The sequence below is a fragment of the Vibrio sp. 10N genome, assembly GCF_036245475.1.
Lineage (GTDB): Bacteria > Pseudomonadota > Gammaproteobacteria > Enterobacterales > Vibrionaceae > Vibrio.
The window spans coordinates 909483-928770 of sequence record NZ_BTPM01000002.1; the positions used below are offsets into that span (position 1 = coordinate 909483).

At 45.4% G+C, this 19288-nt stretch carries 14 protein-coding genes; 4 read left to right on the forward strand and 10 right to left on the reverse strand.

Features of this window, described 5'->3' with window-relative positions; all coding sequences use genetic code 11:
• Positions 1–9: 9 nt before the first annotated feature.
• The 7 genes from AAA946_RS20230 to AAA946_RS20260 form a co-directional block, all read right to left on the reverse strand.
• Positions 10–1344, reverse strand: a complete 1335-nt coding sequence (locus tag AAA946_RS20230) for a hypothetical protein (RefSeq protein ID WP_338166557.1) — start codon at positions 1342–1344, stop codon at positions 10–12.
• Positions 1341–3023, reverse strand: coding sequence for a VWA domain-containing protein (locus AAA946_RS20235; protein ID WP_338166558.1), 1683 nt, complete (start codon positions 3021–3023; stop codon positions 1341–1343). The genes AAA946_RS20230 and AAA946_RS20235 overlap by 4 nt, the downstream gene beginning before the upstream one ends.
• The gene (locus AAA946_RS20240; RefSeq protein WP_338166559.1) at positions 3020–4060 is read right to left on the reverse strand and encodes a VWA domain-containing protein; all 1041 of its coding nucleotides are present in this window, start codon (positions 4058–4060) and stop codon (positions 3020–3022) included. Before AAA946_RS20240 ends, AAA946_RS20235 begins: the two co-directional genes overlap by 4 nt.
• Positions 4057–4635, reverse strand: a complete 579-nt coding sequence (locus AAA946_RS20245; protein ID WP_338166560.1) for a DUF4381 domain-containing protein — start codon at positions 4633–4635, stop codon at positions 4057–4059. Before AAA946_RS20245 ends, AAA946_RS20240 begins: the two co-directional genes overlap by 4 nt.
• Positions 4632–5591: a DUF58 domain-containing protein gene (locus tag AAA946_RS20250; RefSeq protein ID WP_338166561.1), complete on the reverse strand. Its 960-nt coding sequence runs from the start codon at positions 5589–5591 to the stop codon at positions 4632–4634. Before AAA946_RS20250 ends, AAA946_RS20245 begins: the two co-directional genes overlap by 4 nt.
• Before the next feature lie 18 nt (positions 5592–5609).
• Positions 5610–6608 (reverse strand): AAA family ATPase, encoded by a 999-nt coding sequence (locus AAA946_RS20255; protein WP_338166562.1) that lies wholly within the window; start codon positions 6606–6608, stop codon positions 5610–5612.
• Positions 6609–6721: 113 nt separating this feature from the next.
• A complete protein-coding gene (locus tag AAA946_RS20260) occupies positions 6722–8998 on the reverse strand; it encodes a multiheme c-type cytochrome (RefSeq protein WP_338166563.1) in 2277 nt (758 codons plus the stop codon).
• A 209-nt stretch (positions 8999–9207) separates the two neighbouring features.
• Between AAA946_RS20260 and AAA946_RS20265 the strand changes: the two genes are divergently transcribed.
• A complete protein-coding gene (locus AAA946_RS20265; protein WP_338163447.1) occupies positions 9208–10644 on the forward strand; it encodes an IS1182 family transposase in 1437 nt (478 codons plus the stop codon).
• Positions 10645–10766: 122 nt separating this feature from the next.
• Here AAA946_RS20265 and AAA946_RS20270 read toward each other — a convergent pair whose 3' ends face one another.
• Positions 10767–11765, reverse strand: coding sequence for a CobW family GTP-binding protein (locus AAA946_RS20270; protein ID WP_338166564.1), 999 nt, complete (start codon positions 11763–11765; stop codon positions 10767–10769).
• 550 nt (positions 11766–12315) lie between these two features.
• Here AAA946_RS20270 and clcA point away from each other — a divergent pair.
• The 3 genes from clcA to cqsA all read left to right on the forward strand — a co-directional run bounded on the left by clcA (position 12316) and on the right by cqsA (position 16205).
• Entirely contained in the window at positions 12316–13719 is a 1404-nt protein-coding gene (gene clcA / locus AAA946_RS20275; RefSeq protein ID WP_338166565.1) for a H(+)/Cl(-) exchange transporter ClcA, read from the forward strand.
• A gap of 111 nt (positions 13720–13830) precedes the next feature.
• Entirely contained in the window at positions 13831–14793 is a 963-nt protein-coding gene (locus AAA946_RS20280) for a TDT family transporter (protein WP_338166566.1), read from the forward strand.
• Positions 14794–15023: 230 nt separating this feature from the next.
• Positions 15024–16205, forward strand: a complete 1182-nt coding sequence (gene cqsA, locus AAA946_RS20285) for an alpha-hydroxyketone-type quorum-sensing autoinducer synthase (protein ID WP_338166567.1) — start codon at positions 15024–15026, stop codon at positions 16203–16205.
• A gap of 58 nt (positions 16206–16263) precedes the next feature.
• On the opposite strand, the gene AAA946_RS20290 is transcribed toward cqsA, so the two are convergent.
• Positions 16264–18315 carry a hybrid sensor histidine kinase/response regulator gene (locus AAA946_RS20290; RefSeq protein WP_338166568.1) on the reverse strand — a complete coding sequence of 684 codons (2052 nt, stop codon included), beginning with the start codon at positions 18313–18315 and terminating at the stop codon, positions 16264–16266.
• 187 nt (positions 18316–18502) lie between these two features.
• On the reverse strand, positions 18503–19156 hold the full coding sequence (gene folE / locus AAA946_RS20295) for a GTP cyclohydrolase I FolE (RefSeq protein ID WP_338166569.1): 654 nt from the start codon (positions 19154–19156) through the stop codon (positions 18503–18505).
• Between the last annotated feature and the right edge of the window lie 132 nt (positions 19157–19288).

Here is a 19288-nt window from a genome sequence, read left to right on the forward strand (position 1 = left end):
TGCAATGGCTTAGCTCGGTTTTCGCCACCTATCTAAACCTTTTAATACGGATTGACTCTCGCTTTTTCTCGAAGTGCTATTTTCTGGTGAACTGGGCTTTGGTGAGCCGTGCTTTAAGCTACCCCATTTAGAGTCTTTTAGTTGACGCCACATCCAACGACTTTGGGTGGCATCCAACCTATCATCTTGCATCTCTTGGCTGGTTTGTTGCCAAGAAGCATCGCTGCGCATTTTTTTGAGTTCGACTTCACCGCTCACTTGGCGGCCTTTTCTGTAAATCAAACGTCTAACACTCGGCCAATCACGATGACGGATGGCTTGAGCCAACTCCCACCAAGGTGGTGTAGGGTGAGTTTTAAAGAATCGATAAGCCAATCTCAAAACCAATAACAGCGCTAAAGCGATAATCGAAAGTATAACGAATTCAGTTTTGTACGTATTGAAAAGCGAGCGCCAAGTGTGAGCAACCCGCACTTTTTTAGCTTCCAGAGTCGCTGTTTGTAAAGATTGCGTTTCGACATCCCACCAGCGAACGATTTGCTCTGGAAACACCACTTCGCCGCCCGTGGTAACAATGTAAGTCACCTCATCGACACGTTTTGATTTGTATACGCCACGCGTTTGGCTATCTGATAAAACACTGGGTTTCGGATACGCTTTCACGCCAGCAATGCTGTCATCGCCCAGTAGCGGCAACATAATAGAGAGTGTATCGTCAGCTTCAACTTCGAGAGTCCTTACAATACTGTCCCCCGCATGCAGTTCTTCGGACGAAGCACTCCAAGACTCCTGCACTTTGACATCATTGGCAGAGAACCAGGCTTCGTCTTGAGTAAACGACGCATCCGGAAGATAGGTAAACAGTGACTTCGGTTCGGTATACAGCGTCCCTGAGACATTTGAACCATCCGGAGCCGATACTTGAACTCTAACGGGTACTTTTGGTAATCGGTATTCTCCACTTTGCTGAGAATATAAGGTTATTTCCCAGCGTTGGCGCGACCATGTCTGACCGTCTTTACGTTCCGTGTAGTTAGTTGCAAGTTGATTGCGCTGCTTCACAATCAAATCCGGCATACCAAAGCCAGAGATACGCGTACCACCAGTAAACCACCTTGGTGTGGCAACCTCGATATAAAGAATAACTTGCTCACGTATCGCGGCCGGCTCTGATGCGTTGTCCCCTTTGCTAAGCCAAGAGGTTATCTCTACGCCACCTTCTCTTTCCAGCTGATTGATAGTCATACTTGCCTGCGCCGAAATCGGGACGAGCAAGGTCATCAAGGCCAGAAGTAATAATGAACCCGCTTGAGTAAAGAGTTTCGCTAACTTAACGATGTTCATTGTTGGTTCCCCTGCTCACGAAGTTGGATTTGGAATTTGTTTCGCAAAAAGTTTTTTGGGTCTGCTTCAACTTTGCGAAGCCACTTATCTGCAAGTTCCTGGCTTCCCAATATCTCGTTAGCGTTCAAGGTTTCTTTTAACATCAGCTCTGAGGCAGTATTTTCTTCAGCGCCGTCGGCCGTTCTCGGATTGTCTCCGAGCTCCATCGACTCTTCTGGTCCGTCAGTGGTACCCGATTGGCTTTCACTCACTCGATTAATCTCGTCTACCAATTCACTCATAGCTTGATAGTTTTGCTTTGCCACCACAGCGATACTCTCATCTTTGGTTTTCTCGATAAGATCTTTATAGAGATTTCGTGCTGCAAGATATTCTCGTTGTCTTGCCAAGGCGTTTCCTAAATAAAGAACCGCTCGTTCATCACCCTGTACCTGTAAAAACTGAGACTGCGCCGAGGCAAAATCGCGTCCATAGTAAAAAGCGATGCCCTTGTTCATTGGCTCCTGAAAATAATTGGCCGCTTTGATGAATTCCCCTAGGTTAAAGTACCACTGGCCTTGCTGCTCTGGTGTCAGCCATAAATCCATCCAAGTTTGAGTCGCACTGTCCCAAAAATCTTCGACGACCGATTTCGGCTCTGTGGTTTGCTCACTACTTGCTACTGCGGAAACTGTCTCTGCATGAGCTTGGTTTAGGAAAATATTTGGACTCATTAAAGTGGCAAGAATTGCCCATTGAACCAACCAACCTTTTCTAAACCACAGCAACGCCAACACCATCACTGGAAACACGAGGTAGTAACCCATGTCCCGCCACGGCATCGCCGACTCTCCCGAGATCTGCATATGACGCTCAACATCGGACGCAATCCTGTTGATGTCACTGTCATCCGTGGTCAATGCGTAATATCGGCCATCGGTGGCACTGGCCAGTTGCTTCAAACTGTCCCAGTCGGTCGCAGAACTACTATGAATAGCATCATTTCCCACAGCTAACACCATCACCAGTTGGTTCGTGTCTTGAAAAGCATCTTGATAGAGTTTGATCCCTTCTTGAGAAATACCATCAGACACAATCAAAATCGAAGCCGAAGGAAAGTTCTTCAACTGCGATTGAAGCTCAGGTATTGCCGATTGGACACTCTTTCCCTGCACTGGAATCACTTCAGGTGTGATCGCATTGAGGAATGGTAAGAAGACTTGATTGTCTTGTGTCATCGGCATCGCTGTATGAGCACTACCACCGAAAACAATGAGCGACGTTTTACCGCCTTTTCTTGCTTCCAATAAGTCTCGAATCTTGAATTTTGCTCGCTCTAGACGTGACGGTGGTAGATCTGTCTGATCCATAGACGTGCTGACATCAAGCACAATGGCAAGCGCGCCTTGATCTTCGCCAAATGGCGAAGGTTCACGCTCCCATGTCGGTCCTGCGCAGATAACAATGGCAATGCCTAAAATAGCACTAAGCAACTTAAGAGGTAGCTGACTCTTCCAGCCCTGCTCTCCTATGATGAGTGCCTTTTGTAAATGCTCGGGGATCATCGTTTTCCAAGCAGCGGTTGTTTCACGGCGCCAGCGAAGTAGTAGCAATAGTCCCAACGGCACAAACGCGAATAGCCAGATCGGGCGCATAAAATGAAACTGAGAGAAGAACTGCTCAATAGCCAAACTGCTCATGACTCTCTCTCCTGCTGTTTAGTTTCTGCATTTTGATTTGCTGTGAACAATGAACGACGTATCGTTGCCGCTGAAAATGCGATTAAATACAGTACAACGACGATCATCATCAGGTATTGGTGAACGGTTTGTTTCGGTCGATACTGTGTGCTTTCATACAACTTCGGCTCCAACTCTCCAATGGCTCGATAGGCTTGTTGCAAAGCCTCTTGGTCCATCGACTGAAATGCTTGACCACCTGATGAATTAGCAATGTTTTCGATGGTCTGCATGTCCAGTGCCTGCTCACCAACGGTTTCTGGATCACCCATTGCAATAACGTGAATCCGTACCTGTTTCGCTGCCGCTACCGTTGCAGCATCTTTGGGCTCAACAAAGCTTCCTGTGTCATTACCGTCGGTTAACACGATCACGACTTTTTCGCGTTCAGCTTCCCCCTGTGATTGCTCGAACACCTTAATCGCGAGGCCAATCGCATCCCCCAGATGAGTACTTTGCCCTGCCATCGCCACTTCGGTTTGATTCAATAGCGCAAGCCAAACATCGTGATCTGCGGTAAATGGGGTTTGCAAATAGGCGGCATCACCAAAAAGAATCAGACCAAGACGGTCTCCATCACGTGTTGCGACAAAATCCGTCAGTACACCTTTTACTGCGTCAAGTCTGGAAGTAGCTTGTCCATCCGGTGATAGAAAGTCCATTTCCGACATCGAACCAGAGAGGTCGACGGCAACCATCACATCACGGCCAAGCTTCTCACGAGTTTGAGGCTCACCTAACACGGTTGGCTTGGTCATTGCGAAGACTAATAAGATCCACGAGACAACCAAAATAGCCCGTTGCCACCACGACGGATTTAGCTGACTTGCGCCCTGCTCAGGCTCTTCCCCAAGAATATCTAGTAGACTGCGGAAAAAAGGTACCTTAATAGCGCTCTGCTTCGTTTTGTATGCAGGCACCAATCGATACACTAAGATCGGCAGTGGTAATAGCAGCAGCCATAAAGGATGGGTTAAAGAAAGACTGTCCCAACTCATGACGTCTCTCCCACCACGCCAGAGATAGCACGCTTTGTTTTGTTCAGAGCTCGCAAAATCGTGGCGCTCAATGACCAATGTTGCTTAAGCCATGTTGGTGTCGTATGTGTATCAACCCAAAGCCAAACCATGCTATAAACCTGCTCGGCTTCTTGGTCAGTTAACACGACAGATCGAGTGACCAGCGTTTTCAGCCACTTCTCGCCTAAATCTAGGTCTAGTTCGCTCGACAGATTTGCGTCTGATGTTTGACTCAACGTCGATAGCCAAGCTCGGTTAAATTGCTGTGGCTGGCTTGGATACAGATAGTGAAAGGTGCTTTTTAGCACGTCGTAGCAAACCAATGGCATTTCATCGGTGTTGCGATGCATTTCCAATACCTGCTTTGCTTCTTTTCGATAACGCTGCATCTGCTTGTTACAATACGCGAGCGCAAATTTGTAAATGATGAAAGCAACAATCAACAAGGCCAATACCTGCCAACCCAAAGTTTGAGGAAACCAAGAGATAGCATCAGGATTAGGGACTTCTGACATATTGCGAAGAATATAGGAACTCGGGGCAGCTTGGGTCATAATGCAAACCCTCCGACGGCTCGTTTGAAGGCATCAATATGTTGGCCATCCGTGGATAGCTCTATCACAGGCAATCGCTTCATAGCCATTAATTGCCCAAGCTTTTCCAGACGATGATGAGCGTGAGCTTTTAAACCTTGGTTCGCTTTGTCCAATTTAGTTTTTTCCGTCACGCTCAGCTGATACTTTCCGTCTCCAAACACCAACGAAGCAGAATCTAAAATATCAGTCGGTAACGCAGCTTCCAATGGGTCAGAAATCACCACACTCAAAATATCATTGTGCTGCTGAAGGTACTTGAGCCTATCCAAATCAAACTCCGTCGCACCTGACCAGTCACTGATAAACAAGATGGTGGCATTCTTGAGCCCCAAGTTTCCGAGCATTCGAATGGTAGAAGAAAAGCTAGCACGCTCGCTATCCTCGCTAGAGATATCTAACGCATGGTTCGCGTCATTTAGTCGCTTTAACGCATGTAACAGGTGATTTTGAGAGCGTTGTGGTTTTAGATATTCAATCTGATTCGATCGGCTAATAATAAAGCCGACCCGATCGTTATCTTTCAAAATGCGCCACGCCGATAGTGCGGCGATCTCACTAGCAACCACTGATTTCATGGTATCAATGGAAGAAAAGTACATCCCGCTGCGCTGATCAACACAGAGAATAAAGTTGCGGTCTTTCTCCTCAGTGTAAGTGCGAACATGGGGTTTGCCTGTACGCATGGTGACTCTCCAATCGAGATTGCGAATATCATCGCCCATTTGATAGTGACGAAGCTCCTCAAAGTTGAGGCCGCGCCCGCGAAAAAGCGAGCCATGTCGGCCAGACATTCGCGATTGAGCAACTAAATGTGGCAGCAGCGAAAACGATTGAACCTGTGATTGCAGCTTCACCAAGCGCTCATACGAGGTGTGGATTCGATGATCGTGATTATTGGCGTGTTTAGAAGCCATAAAAGTACCTCTAGCAACTTAGCCAACAGCCACAACATCAAGCAAGTGATTAACTACATCTTGCTGCGTCACTTGTTCTGCTAATGCGTTGTAAGACAGAGCAACTCTATGGCCAAGTACCATATTGGCAACCGCTCTTACATCATCAGGTTCGACATAATTGCGACCCTGTAACCAAGCATAGGCTCGGCTGCACTTATCTAGAGCAATAGAAGCGCGCGGCGATGAGCCAACAAGGATCCAATCTGCGAGTGAGGACTCTGGGTAGCGCTCGGGCTGTCTTGTCGCCATAACAAGGTTAACAATATAGTTTTCAACCAGTTCTGAAACTTCGATATCTGGCATTTCACACCTCGCGGCAAACACGGAATCGGTTGAGATGGTCACTGACTCCGATTCATCCACTTGCTTCGAGCTGTTAACTCCACCTGCTGCGCGCTCCTCATTTCGTACCAAACGAATGATATCGCGCTCAGCGTCATCTTCTGGGTAATCCACCGTAACTTTCATGATGAAGCGATCCATCTGCGCCTCTGGCAGTGGGTAAGTACCCTCTTGTTCAATCGGGTTTTGCGTTGCCAGCACCATAAACAGCTCTGGCAATTTATGGCTATCGCCACCCACTGTAACTGTACCTTCCGCCATAGCCTCAAGGAGTGCTGCTTGTACTTTTGCAGGGGCACGGTTGATTTCATCGGCTAGAACGATGCTATTGAAGATAGGGCCAGCTTGAAAGTGAAGCTGAGGTTTGCCATCGACGTCTTGGTAAATTTCTGTGCCCGTAACATCGGAAGGCAATAGGTCTGGTGTGAACTGAATGCGCCCAAAACTGGTACTTAGACGCTCGGCCAAGGACTTAATGGAACGCGTTTTTGCTGTACCAGGCAAACCTTCTAACAGTATATGACCATTGGTGATCAACCCAACTACCAGCGCTGTCACCACATGTTGTTGGCCTATTACCGACTTCCCCACTTCTGTGATTAGGCGGTTGAGTTCTGTTTGTGCTTGATTCATTGGTTCACACCTTTGCTTGCTCGTCTTGGTTGTATGAATAGACCTCAATGTTGCACTCAATTCTAGCGATTCACTCTATAACTTTTGGTTATAGAGTGAATGCTATATCGCTGCTAATAGCGTGATTTTAGCTGCTGTATAACTTCTGGTGGTGCAAGTGTAGACAGTTGACTCAAGCATTGCGAAGCCCCTTGATGCTTGTACTTGAGCATAAGGTCACACAGAGAAAACAGATGTTCTGGGTTTCGACTTAACTGATAAGCTTTGTCTAACGCATCAACGGCTGTATTCACGTTCACAGTTTCCATTGATAGCCCATAAACAAACCAGTATTGAGGGTTCGTTGCTTCTAGCTCGGTCGTCCTTGCCAGTAACTGACTGGCGGAGGCTTTATCGCCCTTCCTTAGTTTTGTTAGCGCCGCACTGTAGTGAATGGCAGCAGACTTTGGTTGGTTTTTCATACCCAGCGCGAGTGTTTTCTCAGCTGACGCTTCATCTCCTTGAGTTCGATAAAGATCAGCAAGATTGATGTAACTGTTCTCGAAATACGGCTCAATCGCGATCGCGCCTTGGTACTCTGTGATCGCCTGTTGTGCTTTCCCTTGAGCCGCGTAAAGATTGCCCAGATTGGTTCGGCCAAACCCTCGGTCTGCGTTGTATTGTTGAATATTAATATAGTCCTGCAGCGGGTCCTTGAGCTGTTCTTTTTGCAGTGGATTTAGCTCCCGCCAGTATTGAGCTAGAGCACCCGCCGCTTCAGCTCGAACGGCTAATACCTCGTCGGTAAGTAACGGTGAAATAATCTGCCAACGCTGATGCGCCGGATAGGGTGCGCTTCCTTGAATAGCGCCAATTCTAATCATCGCTTGGTCGTTTTTTACCGCTCGTCCAAGCGCTATTAAACTGTTTTGACCTTGAAAACCTGCCATTCTTTGTAGTGCCGAGGCTCGGACAATAGGTAGCTGATTGATGTCTTGTGCTATGTAAGACAAGGCATCCGCCGCCGCAGGATGTCCTATATCGGCGGCGTAAAAAGCAATACCGTAATGCTGACTGTTCTGGTAGCTCGAGTCTGGAAACCATTGAGACAACGCCTTGCTCGCCCATTCTGCGTCTTTGTCTTCATGACAAGAGGTACAGACGTTTGGCGTGCCAATATGTTTGCTCATGTCTGGTCTTGGTACATGCCAGCTGTGGTCTCTCCTTGGATCCACTTCCATATAAGTGGTCTCTGGCATATGGCAGGTTGTACACTGACTCGCTTTAGAACCAGCTTGGTGAAATGTGTGGTTCTGAGGTGTATATTCGGACGCGATATGACACTGGGCGCACACTGCTTCTTCGGGAATGTTCAGCTTTGCCGAGTGTGGGTCGTGACAATTGGTACAAGTGACGCCTTTTTGCGCCATTTTCGATTGTTCAAATGAGCCAAACACATAGACTTCATCATAAATTTGGCCGTCAGAATGATATAACTCAGGGGTTAAATTGGCTATGAGGTACCTATCAAACACATCCCCTTGTACATGATCATACTGTTCCGAAATTTGAACTCGTCGGCTATGGCACTGAGCACATACTTTTACTTGTTGTGTAGGGTTTATTGACTGAGGTTGAAGCGTAGAGTGCCCCTCTTGATAGACCCACTTGGACACGGCTTTGGTTAAATCACGATCAAAGCCATAGTGGTTCGTAGGCGAAAAACCAGCCGGATTTTCCTGCTTAGACACCATCACGTGTATGCTGGCGGGACCATGGCAAGCTTCACAACCTACCGTTATTTCTGACCATTGGGTGGTGTAACGATTGGTCGCTTTATCGTAGTTTTTCTCAAGGTTGGTCGAGTGGCAATCCGCACACATAAAGTTCCAGTTCTGCCCGGTATTGGTCCAATAAAACTCGTCGTTGGTTGTCGTGTCGGGATAGAGGTGGTACCAACGTTGGCCACCCTGTGACTTGTCTCTGGCGTCCCAGGTAAAAGGAATAAGCTGCACTCGACCGTCTTCAAACTCAACCATATACTGTTGCAAAGGATAGTGACCAAAGGTATACCGAATCTGATAATCATGAAATTGACCATCTGGCCCCTCTATATTGACCCAGTATTGCTCACCCTTTTTGAAAAAACGGTTTTCCTTTCCATTGAACTCAAAGCTGACATTATCAAAATCGCCCAATACGCTCTCAGACGTCGCATGATCCATTGCTCGCTCGTGGTCTGAGTCTTTCCATTTTGTCACTTCATCCTGATGACACCTAACACATACTTGACTGCCTACATAGTCCGCTTGAAGATGATTGGCTGCCGACAATTCTGAATCCTTGCCGTATGAACTCACGCTTGCCAGCAATATGACCAATGTGCCCAATACTCGAAACACTACCCCCATACGACATTCCTTTGCTTGACTGCAAGTTATTGTTATTTCAATAATAACAATAGTCTAGAATGCTCCACGAGCAAGGTTATCTCCTTAGTTCGCTTTGTTTATACAAAAAAAGAGAGGCCTAAGGCCTCTCTTCCAGACTGCTGACAAAGGTCTAGCTTTCAAGCTAGACCTTTGATCTAATAGGAGTATCGAAATATGGATACTCCGATATGCTTCAAAAACCTTCTCCTCAGCAATACGAACTCGAAATGGTAACCATGGAACAGCTCGTTCCACAGAATCATCTCGTTCGTAAAATTGATAATGCCATCGACTTCGAGTTCATCAGAGACGAAGTGGCACATCTATACTGCAAAGATAATGGCCGCCCACCCGTAGACCCTGTGCGTTTATTCAAAATCATTCTGCTTGGCTACCTATTCGGCATCAAAAGTGAGCGCCAACTGGTCAAAGAAATTGAAGTGAACGTCGCTTATCGTTGGTTCTTACGAATGTCACTGACCGAAAAAGTTATCCATGCTTCGACGTTAAGCCAGAACCGAATTCGACGCTTCAATGGTACTGACGTCTTTGAGCGCATCTTCAACAACATAGTGCTTCAAGCGATGGAGAAAGGCTTAGTCGCAGGACAGGAGCTCTTCACTGACAGTACACACCTTAAAGCCAATGCTAACAAGAACAAGCACATGAATCGTCTGCGTCCAGTTAGTGCAGGCGCTTATCTTGATATGCTGAATGAAGATGTGGCTGCAGACCGAGAATCTGAAGGTAAAAATCCATTCAAAGAGACGCCACCAAAGACAGACGTCAAAAACACTAAAGTCAGCACCACCGACCCTGAAAGTGGCTTTATGACACGAGACAATAAGCCTCAAGGCTTCTTCTATCTTGACCACCGAACCGTGGATGGTAAGCACGGTATCATCGTAGACACATACGCAACACCGGGGAATGTGAATGACTCACAGCCCTATATCCGTCGTCTCGATCACACACTAGAGCAGTTCAACCTCAATCCTATCGCAGTTGGTATCGATGCAGGTTACTTCACTGCGCCTGTTGCTGAATCACTCGAGCGCCGCAGTATATTAGGTGTGTTCGGGTATCGCCGCCCATCAAGAACTAAGAACAAATTTAAGAAGAAAGACTTCAAATACCAAAAAGAGACCGATACCTATCGCTGTCCAGAAGGGCAAGAACTTATCTATAAAACCACAACACGCGCAGGCTATCGCTCATACGCTTCAGACCCGAAACAATGTGCGTTTTGCCCCGTTCGGGACGACTGTACTAAGAGTGAAAATATGCAGAAGGTCATAACGCGTCACCTTTATAGTGAGACGGTGGAGCGAGCCAATCAAATGCGACTCTCTAGCTACGGAAAGAAGACGTATCGGAGGCGAAGTGAAACAGTAGAACGAAGCTTCGCCGATGCAAAACAACACCATGGCCACCGTTACGCGCGCTACCGCGGTCTCGCAAAAGTGCAAATGCAATGTTGGTTAGCCGCTGCCGCTCAAAACATCAAGAAGATAGCGTTGGTGGTGAGCTATCTGCGAAAAATGGGCCTAAATAAGGCAGAAATAAGTCAAATACTAGCCTCTGTATGCCGATTTAAGCCTTACTCACTTCAGAACGCTATCTAACAAAAAATATCGCGATCGCGGCCTACGGCCGCTCCGAAAAAAGAACCCCGCTTGAAAAAGCGGGGTTCGTCAGCAATCTGAAAGAGAGGCCTAAGGCCTCTCTTCACTCAACTTTGACTGCGCTATGCGTCATTTAAACCGCACAACTTCAATAGGATAGACTCCAAATCTTGCCAAGGCATTAATTGTGAATCTATGACCTCAATACGCGATTCATAGCCTTCCAAGGACATCTGATTAACAGAGACAACGCGATTCGCCACATTGAAGGCAAAACAGCCTTTATCGGTATTCACCACCGCCTTAACCCGCTCAGCATTGAGTTCACTAAACAGAGAAAACAGTTGGTCGAAGTCGAATTTATGTTCTTCACCAATAATCCAACCACAGCTAAAATAGCCTTGCCCTTGATTTTCTCTTCTTATAAATGGCTTTTCAGGTGGCAATTCAAACACTGGCTCAAGATCACTGTGGTCATGATCGTCATGGTGATGAGCATGCTTAGCTGGTTCCTGTTGTGATTCGCGTCTTTCGATATCAAGCAGCTCAATCGGAAGCTCACCATTTTTCACCAGTTTATGGAAAATCTTCGCAGGCTCTTGGTCGGTAAGCCAATCGTTAAACACATCAATATCTTCGGCTGTACATTGGTCAACCTTGTTCCCAATAATGACTTCAGCAGATGCGAGCTGATCATTAAAGTTCTTGTTCTCAAGGTGCCTTTCATCCGATAGGTTTCTTGGGTCAACTAAAGCTATGGTTGCCCGCAAATCAATGTAGTTGTGGTATTGCTCAGAAGTCAGTGTTTTGATGACTTGTTTTGGATGCCCTAACCCCGTCGGTTCAATGATCAATCGGTCAGGCTTTTGCCTAAGCAAGGCATTGATACCAACCGACATTGGAACTCCTGCTGTACAACACATGCAGCCACCGGGGACTTCCTTAATCATAGCGCCACCGTCTGCCATCATCGCGCCATCAATACCAACTTCACCAAACTCATTCACAAGCACAGCCCAGTTTTCATTTTCTGGTTTGTTTTTAAGCAGGTTTAAGATTGTTGTGGTTTTTCCCACACCGAGAAACCCAGTGATAATGTTGGTTGGGACTTTATTTGTCATTGTCTTACTCTGTGTTTGCTGTTAACGAAAGTATAACCGCAAATTATTCCACGATTCTAGGGGACAAAGGATACTGACGGGCGCGAAATGGGAAAAGACAAAAGGCGCGCTTTGCGCGCGCCTTGATCCCTCGTTACTCAATCGTGAGTTTGCGAATCTCTGAACCAAGTCGAGCGGCTGAGATATAAAAACGAGGCAGTAGTATGTGTTTCTTAAGTTGCACATCCAAATTGTAGGTAGGGACTTTAATCCTCCATGTCTTTCGAATATGAGCCCTACGATTTAACTATGGTACAAAAATGACTTTTTTCAAGTTGAACACTTAAAATTTAGCTACGATTTTAGATACAGTTTGTGAATGAAGCGACGTTGGTGAAATTGGCACCCAAACCAGCTTGATAGCTCAGTACCGGGACTTGCGATGCAAAGTGACTTCATAAGTGATGATTAGTGAAATACTACTTTTCATTCTTGCCACTATTGCCAATTTTACCAAGACGTATAATTTTAACCTTGTTGATTCCCCCCGCATATACAGGCACTCACCCCTATGACCAAAAGAGAGAAAATCAAGCAATCGTTACTCGCCCATGTACCAAAGGGAACGATTAATCAGTTTCTCTCTCGCGATAAAACCCCCATCTCAGTGTTGTTACTTTCTTGTGTTGTAGGTGTTTTTGCCGGCCTTATTGGTACCTTGTTTGAAATCGGGGTTCACTTTGTCACAGAGACTCGCACGGACTGGTTGAAAGATGAGATTGGTTCGGTGCTCCCTTTATGGCTGCTTGCCTTTCTCATTAGCGCGTTTTTGGCGTTTGTTGGCTACTTTTTAGTGCACAAATTTGCCCCCGAAGCGGCCGGTTCAGGAATTCCCGAAATCGAAGGTGCAATGGATAACATGCGTCCCGTTCGTTGGTGGCGCGTATTGCCGGTAAAATTCTTCGGCGGTCTCGGTGCTCTGGGTTCTGGAATGGTGTTAGGTCGTGAAGGGCCGACGGTTCAAATGGGTGGAAACATTGGTCGTATGGTTACCGACCTTTTCCGAGTAAAAAATGATGATAGTCGACATACCCTACTCGCATCCGGAGCAGCTGGGGGCTTAGCCGCAGCGTTTAATGCGCCACTGGCAGGTATTATGTTTGTCGTAGAAGAAATGCGACCACATTTTCGTTACTCGCTAATATCCATCAAAGCAGTACTTATCTCCGCCGTGACGGCAACGATTGTGTTCCGTTCCATCAATGGTCAGCATGCGGTCATTACCATGCCGCAATATGACTCACCAGACCTTAATGTGTTGTGGTTATTCTTGCTGCTCGGCGCACTATTTGGTGGTTTTGGTGTGGTGTTCAACCGATTGGTCACACTGTTCCAAGATATGTTTGTACGTATCCACAAAAACGACCTAAAGCGCTTTCTGTTTACTGGCTCTATGATCGGCGGTAGCTTTGGTTTGTTGCTACTGTATGTGCCAGAGCTGACCGGCGGTGGTATAGGGCTAATTCCTGAAATTACTAATGGCAGCTTCAGCGCTAGCATCCTTATACTGCTGTTCATAGGTCGCGTGCTTACGACGTTAATTTGCTTTGGTTCTGGCGCACCAGGGGGGATATTTGCGCCTATGCTAGCACTTGGCACCTCTTTTGGTTATGCCTTTGGCTTGGTTGCCCACACACTGTTTCCAGACTTGCCAATTGAGCCTGGCGTGTTTGCCATCGCAGGAATGGGAGCACTGTTTTCAGCAACTGTGCGAGCACCGATAACGGGAATTTTGTTAGTTATAGAAATGACCAATAATTACCATTTAATATTGCCGCTTATCATCACAGGGCTTGGAGCGACCATCGTCGCGCAAATGCTCGGCGGCCAACCGATATATAGTCAGCTACTTCATCGCACCTTGAAGAATGAAAAACTGCGACAGCAAGATTTGCCAAGAAAAGAAACAAACTAAACTCACTTAAAGTGGTTGATGGTTTCGTCCCTACAAAAAGTATGTATAATTAGACGGCTAGACTGCCATGCTTAAGCAGTCGATTGATATGGATTTTCAAGAGAGCCCGCCGTGACCATCAGCCTTACTTCGTTAAAGCGCCTTACGCAGTTTCATAATGTGCCTACCTCACAAGCTTCCTTAGCTCTTGGCATGATCGGTCTCGGCCATGCGTGGGCACTGTATATTCCAGAGTTTGGCAAAACTGTACAGCCAATATTAGCCTCAGTTGGCGCATTAATGCTTTTCCCTGTACTTATTAAGTACTTACTAAATAGACATACTTTTTCTGCTGACATTAAACATCCTCTTACTGGTAGTTTAATGGCACCTATGAGCATGGCGCTCCTCATTTTGTGTGATTATTTAGCCGTTATATTGCCTCTCATTGCATATCCACTTTGGTTTGCGGCTTTGACATTACACGTTTCTATGGCGGTATTGTTTTTTTATTACCAGTTAAAAAACTTTCGTATGTCAAATATAGTACCAAGCTGGTTCTTATATCCCGTTGGTCTAATAAGCAGCTCACTCGCCGGTACGCAATTCGGTCATACAGTCTACTCTGAAACCATTGCTTCCGTCTGTATCACCATATACTTCTTTATGCTGCCCTTGGTCCTCTATCGATTGGTGTTTGAGGGTATGCTGCCTAGACGCGCAAGACCAACGCTCGCAATAATGGCGGCGCCGATCAACCTCACACTATCTGCATACTTAGTTAACTTTTCCGAACCTGATCCTATACTCACAGGGGCACTAGCAGGGATTGCTATCACCATGACGCTGCTGGTCTACCTTTGCTACATTCGACTGTTACGTCTGAAATTTCAGCCTTCGATTGCTGCTATTACATTCCCATCTGTGATCAGCTCTATCGCCATGCATCGGCTCACAACATTTTTTGAAGCGGAGCACCCTCATTGGCATTGGCTACATAATTTCGGCTTTTTGGAGCTGTCAGTCGCGACATTGGCAGTGGCATGGGTGACGATTGGATTTGTAAAAATGTATTGGCCTGAGATAAGAAATTAGCGATTGATTTTATAAAACGAAAATGCCAGAATTTATAAATAATGAGAAAATTATCAATCAGTTAGACTCCCAACTGGTATATTTAGAATAAAACTATTCTCACTCACTATAGTTTATTTTGCAACCAGCAACAAATAATAAAATATTCCATAGTGACAGTTATTCTCTCGTCGGCAATAAATAAATGCATCGGCCGACATATAAATCAAATTTTATAGAGAATAACTGCTATGCAACTAACTCAGATCAAAAAGTCTCTCCCAGATTTTATCACTAAGAAGTTTGACGCAATCATCGAAGATAGAATTAATATTCTCGCTGACCGTAAGCCCATCATTTTCGGTATGCCGCCTAAACCTGGTGACGTGGTAATGCAAACTAACGATTACCTGGATTTACACAATGACGATACCATTAAAAATGCCCATATCCAGGCGATTCGCGATAACGATCAGAGCCTTCTGATGTCGGGAGCCCTATTGCGAGGAGCGGAAAACCAACCTGTCTTCGAAGAAAAGCTGGCCAAGTTAACTGGCTTTGAACGCTGTGTCGTCGCGCAATCTGGCTGGAATGCCAATATCGACCTTCTTCAAGGAATTTGCGATAAAGATACCAATGTTTATGTCGACTTTTTTGCTCATGCCTCTCTATGGGAAGGTGCGAGAATTGCTGGGGCAAAAGTACATATGTTTATGCATAACAATATGCGCCACCTTGAGAAGCAATTAAAACGCCATGGCTCCGGCATCATCCTAGTCGACTCTATTTACAGCACCATAGGCACCATTGCTCCACTTGTGGAAGTCGTCTCTCTCGCTTACAAGTATGACTGCGCGTTAGTGGTTGATGAATCCCACTCTTTAGGTACACACGGCCCAAACGGAGCGGGCTTAGTCGCAGAGCTTGGACTTACTGATCATGTTGACTTCATTACCGCTAGCCTAGCTAAGACCTTCGCTTATCGAGCCGGTGCTATCTTAGCTAACGAAAAAACCTCCTATTTGGTTCCGCTGCTCGCATTTCCATCAATTTTCAGCTCTGCCATGCTGCCTTATGAAATGGACAGACTCAACGCAACGTTCGATGTTATTGTTGGTGCTCACGAAGCAAGACGCGCGCTAATGCAAAATGCTGACTATTTAAATCGTGGGCTACGTTCAATTGGCTTTAATATTGATAGTGAATCACAAATCTTCGGCATTGATACCGGAGATGTGCACAACACGCTTAAAATTAGGAATTTTCTCGAAGAGAATGGCGTTTTCGGTTCGGTTTTCTGCCCACCAGCGACACCTCACGGAAAACATCTGATCCGGTTCTCTATCAACTCAGGTCACACTAAAGAAGAGTTAACTCGAGTACTCGATGTTTGCCAACGAGCATGGAATAACCCAGAGTTATCGTTCTCGTAACCATTGCGAATTTTGATCAAAAAGAGCGCTCGATTGAGCGCTCTTTTTTGTGATAACTTTAGTAAATCCAAGTCGCCACTTTATCAATGAGTTCATCTTTGGGGGTTGGCTTAACCAAATAGTCATTCATACCGTACTCATTGATTTTAATCACGGTCTCATCACTTTTATCGCCGGTATATCCCACAATAGGTATTGAAGCATAATGACTGTCTGACTGGCGTATTCGTTTCGTTGCAGTCAATCCATCCATTACAGGCATCTCGATATCCATCAGGATCAGATCAACGTCTTCTTCCTCTAAAGTTTGTATCGCACGTTTCCCATTTTCAGCCTGAATAACATGTAAACCTTGTTTTTCCAGCATGATACTGGTGATAGAACGTAATGAATGATTGTCATCAACAATCATCACCGTCCGCTTGGTTGAAATTTCGTTGTATGCATGTGCAGATTGCTCATTGTCAAAGCCATCAAACAGCAAGTAGTCAACCGCAGCAAATGGATCTTGTTCAAATTTTTGAATACTAAACAACTGAATATCGACATAACGCTGGAAGTATAAATTACGAGTCGAGTTCTCATCATGGATGAAGGCAATTCGAGCTTCTGTAAAACTCAATTTACTCTCTAAACGCGACATCAGCGCCCAACCAGTCGTATCTAAATCCCCATCTATAACAATCAGGTTGTATTCGAACTGATGCTCCTCTAGTTCAGCCGCTTCCGCCAATGACTTAAGCGTGAGATTTAAATCAACCTCTAAACCAATCTGCCTAATATTGCTGCCTACGGTACCATGCTCATTTCCGATAAACAGTACCGTTTTTGCTTTCATTAACTCTTGTTTAATCGTAGCCACTTGCGCCGACCTAGTGTCTGGGAATTTGAGTTCAAACTCAGTCCACTCGCCAAATTCGGAGCGACACTCAATGGTGCCACCGAAAGACTTCATCACCTTCTTACAAAACGACAGCCCCAATCCAAAAGTGCCGTTTTTGCCGGTAGTGTAGAAGTCTTCAAATATGTTTTTAATGAGTTGCTGCTCGATACCCTGCCCCGTGTCTTTGATGAACACGCTATGACCGTCCGGTGTTTTTCTAGTCGATACGGTGATTTTAAAACGCCCTGTGCCACGATGACGAAATGCATTTTTCAACAAATTGTAAACAACATATTTGAGTAAGGTATCACTACCTAAGTACTCAAAGTCCTTGTCCATCTCTATCGTCACCAGTCTTTTTTCTGTGGCATTTTTATAGCTGAAACTATCGATAGCATTTTCAATGACTTTCTTTGCTCGATGCTTACAAAACGTAGATGTCGAAACTCTATTTTGGTCTATAGAGGTCAGCAGTAGATCGATGGTTTCGTTTCCGGTCCAAATCACCTTCATCGAGTCCTCAATGATGTCATTAAGGATCTGAATCTCTTGAGCGTTCAAATGATGTGAATTTCGATACGATGAGTTACTGGTTGGAATGATTGAACGAACCACTTCGAAAGAAGAAAGTAACGCGCTAAGTGGGTTGCGCATTTCATGAGCGATACCCGCACCAAAAGATTTTGCTATGGATACTTTAGCTTCATGTTCGACTTGATTGCGAAAGTAAAACAAATTACCAAACACATAAGTAAAAGCAAAGATGGGCAGGTATGAGTTGTGTTCTTCAAGATTCAGCTCAGGACCTTTAATGTAGTACGCAGTTAAAGTCGCTAACACTATACATACGAATGCTTGCGTAAACATCATTCGTGTATCGTGGACCAATAAGATATGAATAAAAATAGACGACATAAAAGACAATACCCATACGTCGGACCATCCATTCATCAGCATCATAAAAAAGAAAAAATACGGTAGGCACAGTCCCATTGCAAACAGGTAATACACTGGTAGGAACTTTTTTATTCGATTGGTATAGTGATTGCGAAACGCCATCACCAATACTGACGCAGTACACAGCAGCCTCAGGCCCAAGTTTTCATAAGCTTGAGGAAACAAGTATTCCCACACCCAGTAATATAGAGGAAAGCCCGCCACGCCCATAATCACCACTAGCGACATATTAGGCTCAGCATAGTTATAGATCTTTTGCAGTCTACTCATCGACCCTATCCAACTGAAAGAAACGCTTCGGCTTATTATTCTTTTTATCATTATCTTGCAAGTATAAAGATACCGATTCTTTCTGATTAATTCCTTTATGTAATCAATAGTATGAACGAAAACCTTTTGCAAATACAACAGCGCCTTCTCATATTAGAAGGCGCTGTTGTATTTAATTGTTCACTCTCTATTTTAGACCATGCAAAAATTCGGACCGCGTGGCAGGGTTAGATTTAAAAATTCCACCTAAAGCCGTCGTTGTTGTCTCACTAGTCGCATCCATCACACCACGCGACTTAACGCAATAATGAACAGCATCCATAGTCACTGCAACATCATCGGTTTCAAGCAGTGTTTGCAACGCCACCAAAATTTGCTGTGTCATGCGCTCTTGCACTTGTGGGCGCTGAGCGAAAAATCTGACAATGCGGTTGATCTTCGATAGGCCGATGATTTTACCACGTGGAATATACGCCACTGCGGCTTTACCATCGATAGTCACCAAGTGATGTTCGCAAGTACTGGTCACCGTGATGTCTTTAACACGTACCATTTCACTGACGTCCATTTTATTTTCGATGACAGTGATTTTTGGGAAGTTCTGGTAATCAAGACCAGAGAAGATTTCATCCACATACATCTTTGCGATGCGATGCGGCGTTTCCATCAAGCTGTCATCGGCGAGATCCAATTGAAGTAGAGTTAAGATCTCACGCATGTGGTGTTCAATACGTTCTTTCTTTTCTTCTCTCGACACTTCATTTGGCAACATTGGTGTCTCCAAACCGCGCTCTGATAACGCTGCTTTCACCAATTTTGCTGATTCACTTAAACCTGACATCTTACATCCTCGCACTAACTCCCGTAAGGGCAGACAAGGATACTCGGATTTAATGTTAATTACACCCACAAATTCCGTATTGCTTTGTAACTGCAATGATTTGTGGTTCAAATAGTCGCTTTTATCCAAAGG

Excerpts from the sequence above, each read along its gene's own strand:
- AAA946_RS20260 (WP_338166563.1), bottom strand. The coding sequence starts at position 8,998 with ATGGGGGTAGTGTTTCGAGTATTGGGCACATTGGTCATATTGCTGGCA.
- AAA946_RS20230 (WP_338166557.1), bottom strand. The coding sequence starts at position 1,344 with ATGAACATCGTTAAGTTAGCGAAACTCTTTACTCAAGCGGGTTCATTA.
- AAA946_RS20270 (WP_338166564.1), bottom strand. The coding sequence starts at position 11,765 with ATGACAAATAAAGTCCCAACCAACATTATCACTGGGTTTCTCGGTGTG.
- AAA946_RS20255 (WP_338166562.1), bottom strand. The coding sequence starts at position 6,608 with ATGAATCAAGCACAAACAGAACTCAACCGCCTAATCACAGAAGTGGGG.
- clcA (WP_338166565.1), top strand. The coding sequence starts at position 12,316 with ATGACCAAAAGAGAGAAAATCAAGCAATCGTTACTCGCCCATGTACCA.
- AAA946_RS20265 (WP_338163447.1), top strand. The coding sequence starts at position 9,208 with ATGCTTCAAAAACCTTCTCCTCAGCAATACGAACTCGAAATGGTAACC.
- AAA946_RS20290 (WP_338166568.1), bottom strand. The coding sequence starts at position 18,315 with ATGAGTAGACTGCAAAAGATCTATAACTATGCTGAGCCTAATATGTCG.
- AAA946_RS20240 (WP_338166559.1), bottom strand. The coding sequence starts at position 4,060 with ATGAGTTGGGACAGTCTTTCTTTAACCCATCCTTTATGGCTGCTGCTA.
- AAA946_RS20250 (WP_338166561.1), bottom strand. The coding sequence starts at position 5,591 with ATGGCTTCTAAACACGCCAATAATCACGATCATCGAATCCACACCTCG.
- AAA946_RS20235 (WP_338166558.1), bottom strand. The coding sequence starts at position 3,023 with ATGAGCAGTTTGGCTATTGAGCAGTTCTTCTCTCAGTTTCATTTTATG.
- folE (WP_338166569.1), bottom strand. The coding sequence starts at position 19,156 with ATGTCAGGTTTAAGTGAATCAGCAAAATTGGTGAAAGCAGCGTTATCA.
- cqsA (WP_338166567.1), top strand. The coding sequence starts at position 15,024 with ATGCAACTAACTCAGATCAAAAAGTCTCTCCCAGATTTTATCACTAAG.
- AAA946_RS20245 (WP_338166560.1), bottom strand. The coding sequence starts at position 4,635 with ATGACCCAAGCTGCCCCGAGTTCCTATATTCTTCGCAATATGTCAGAA.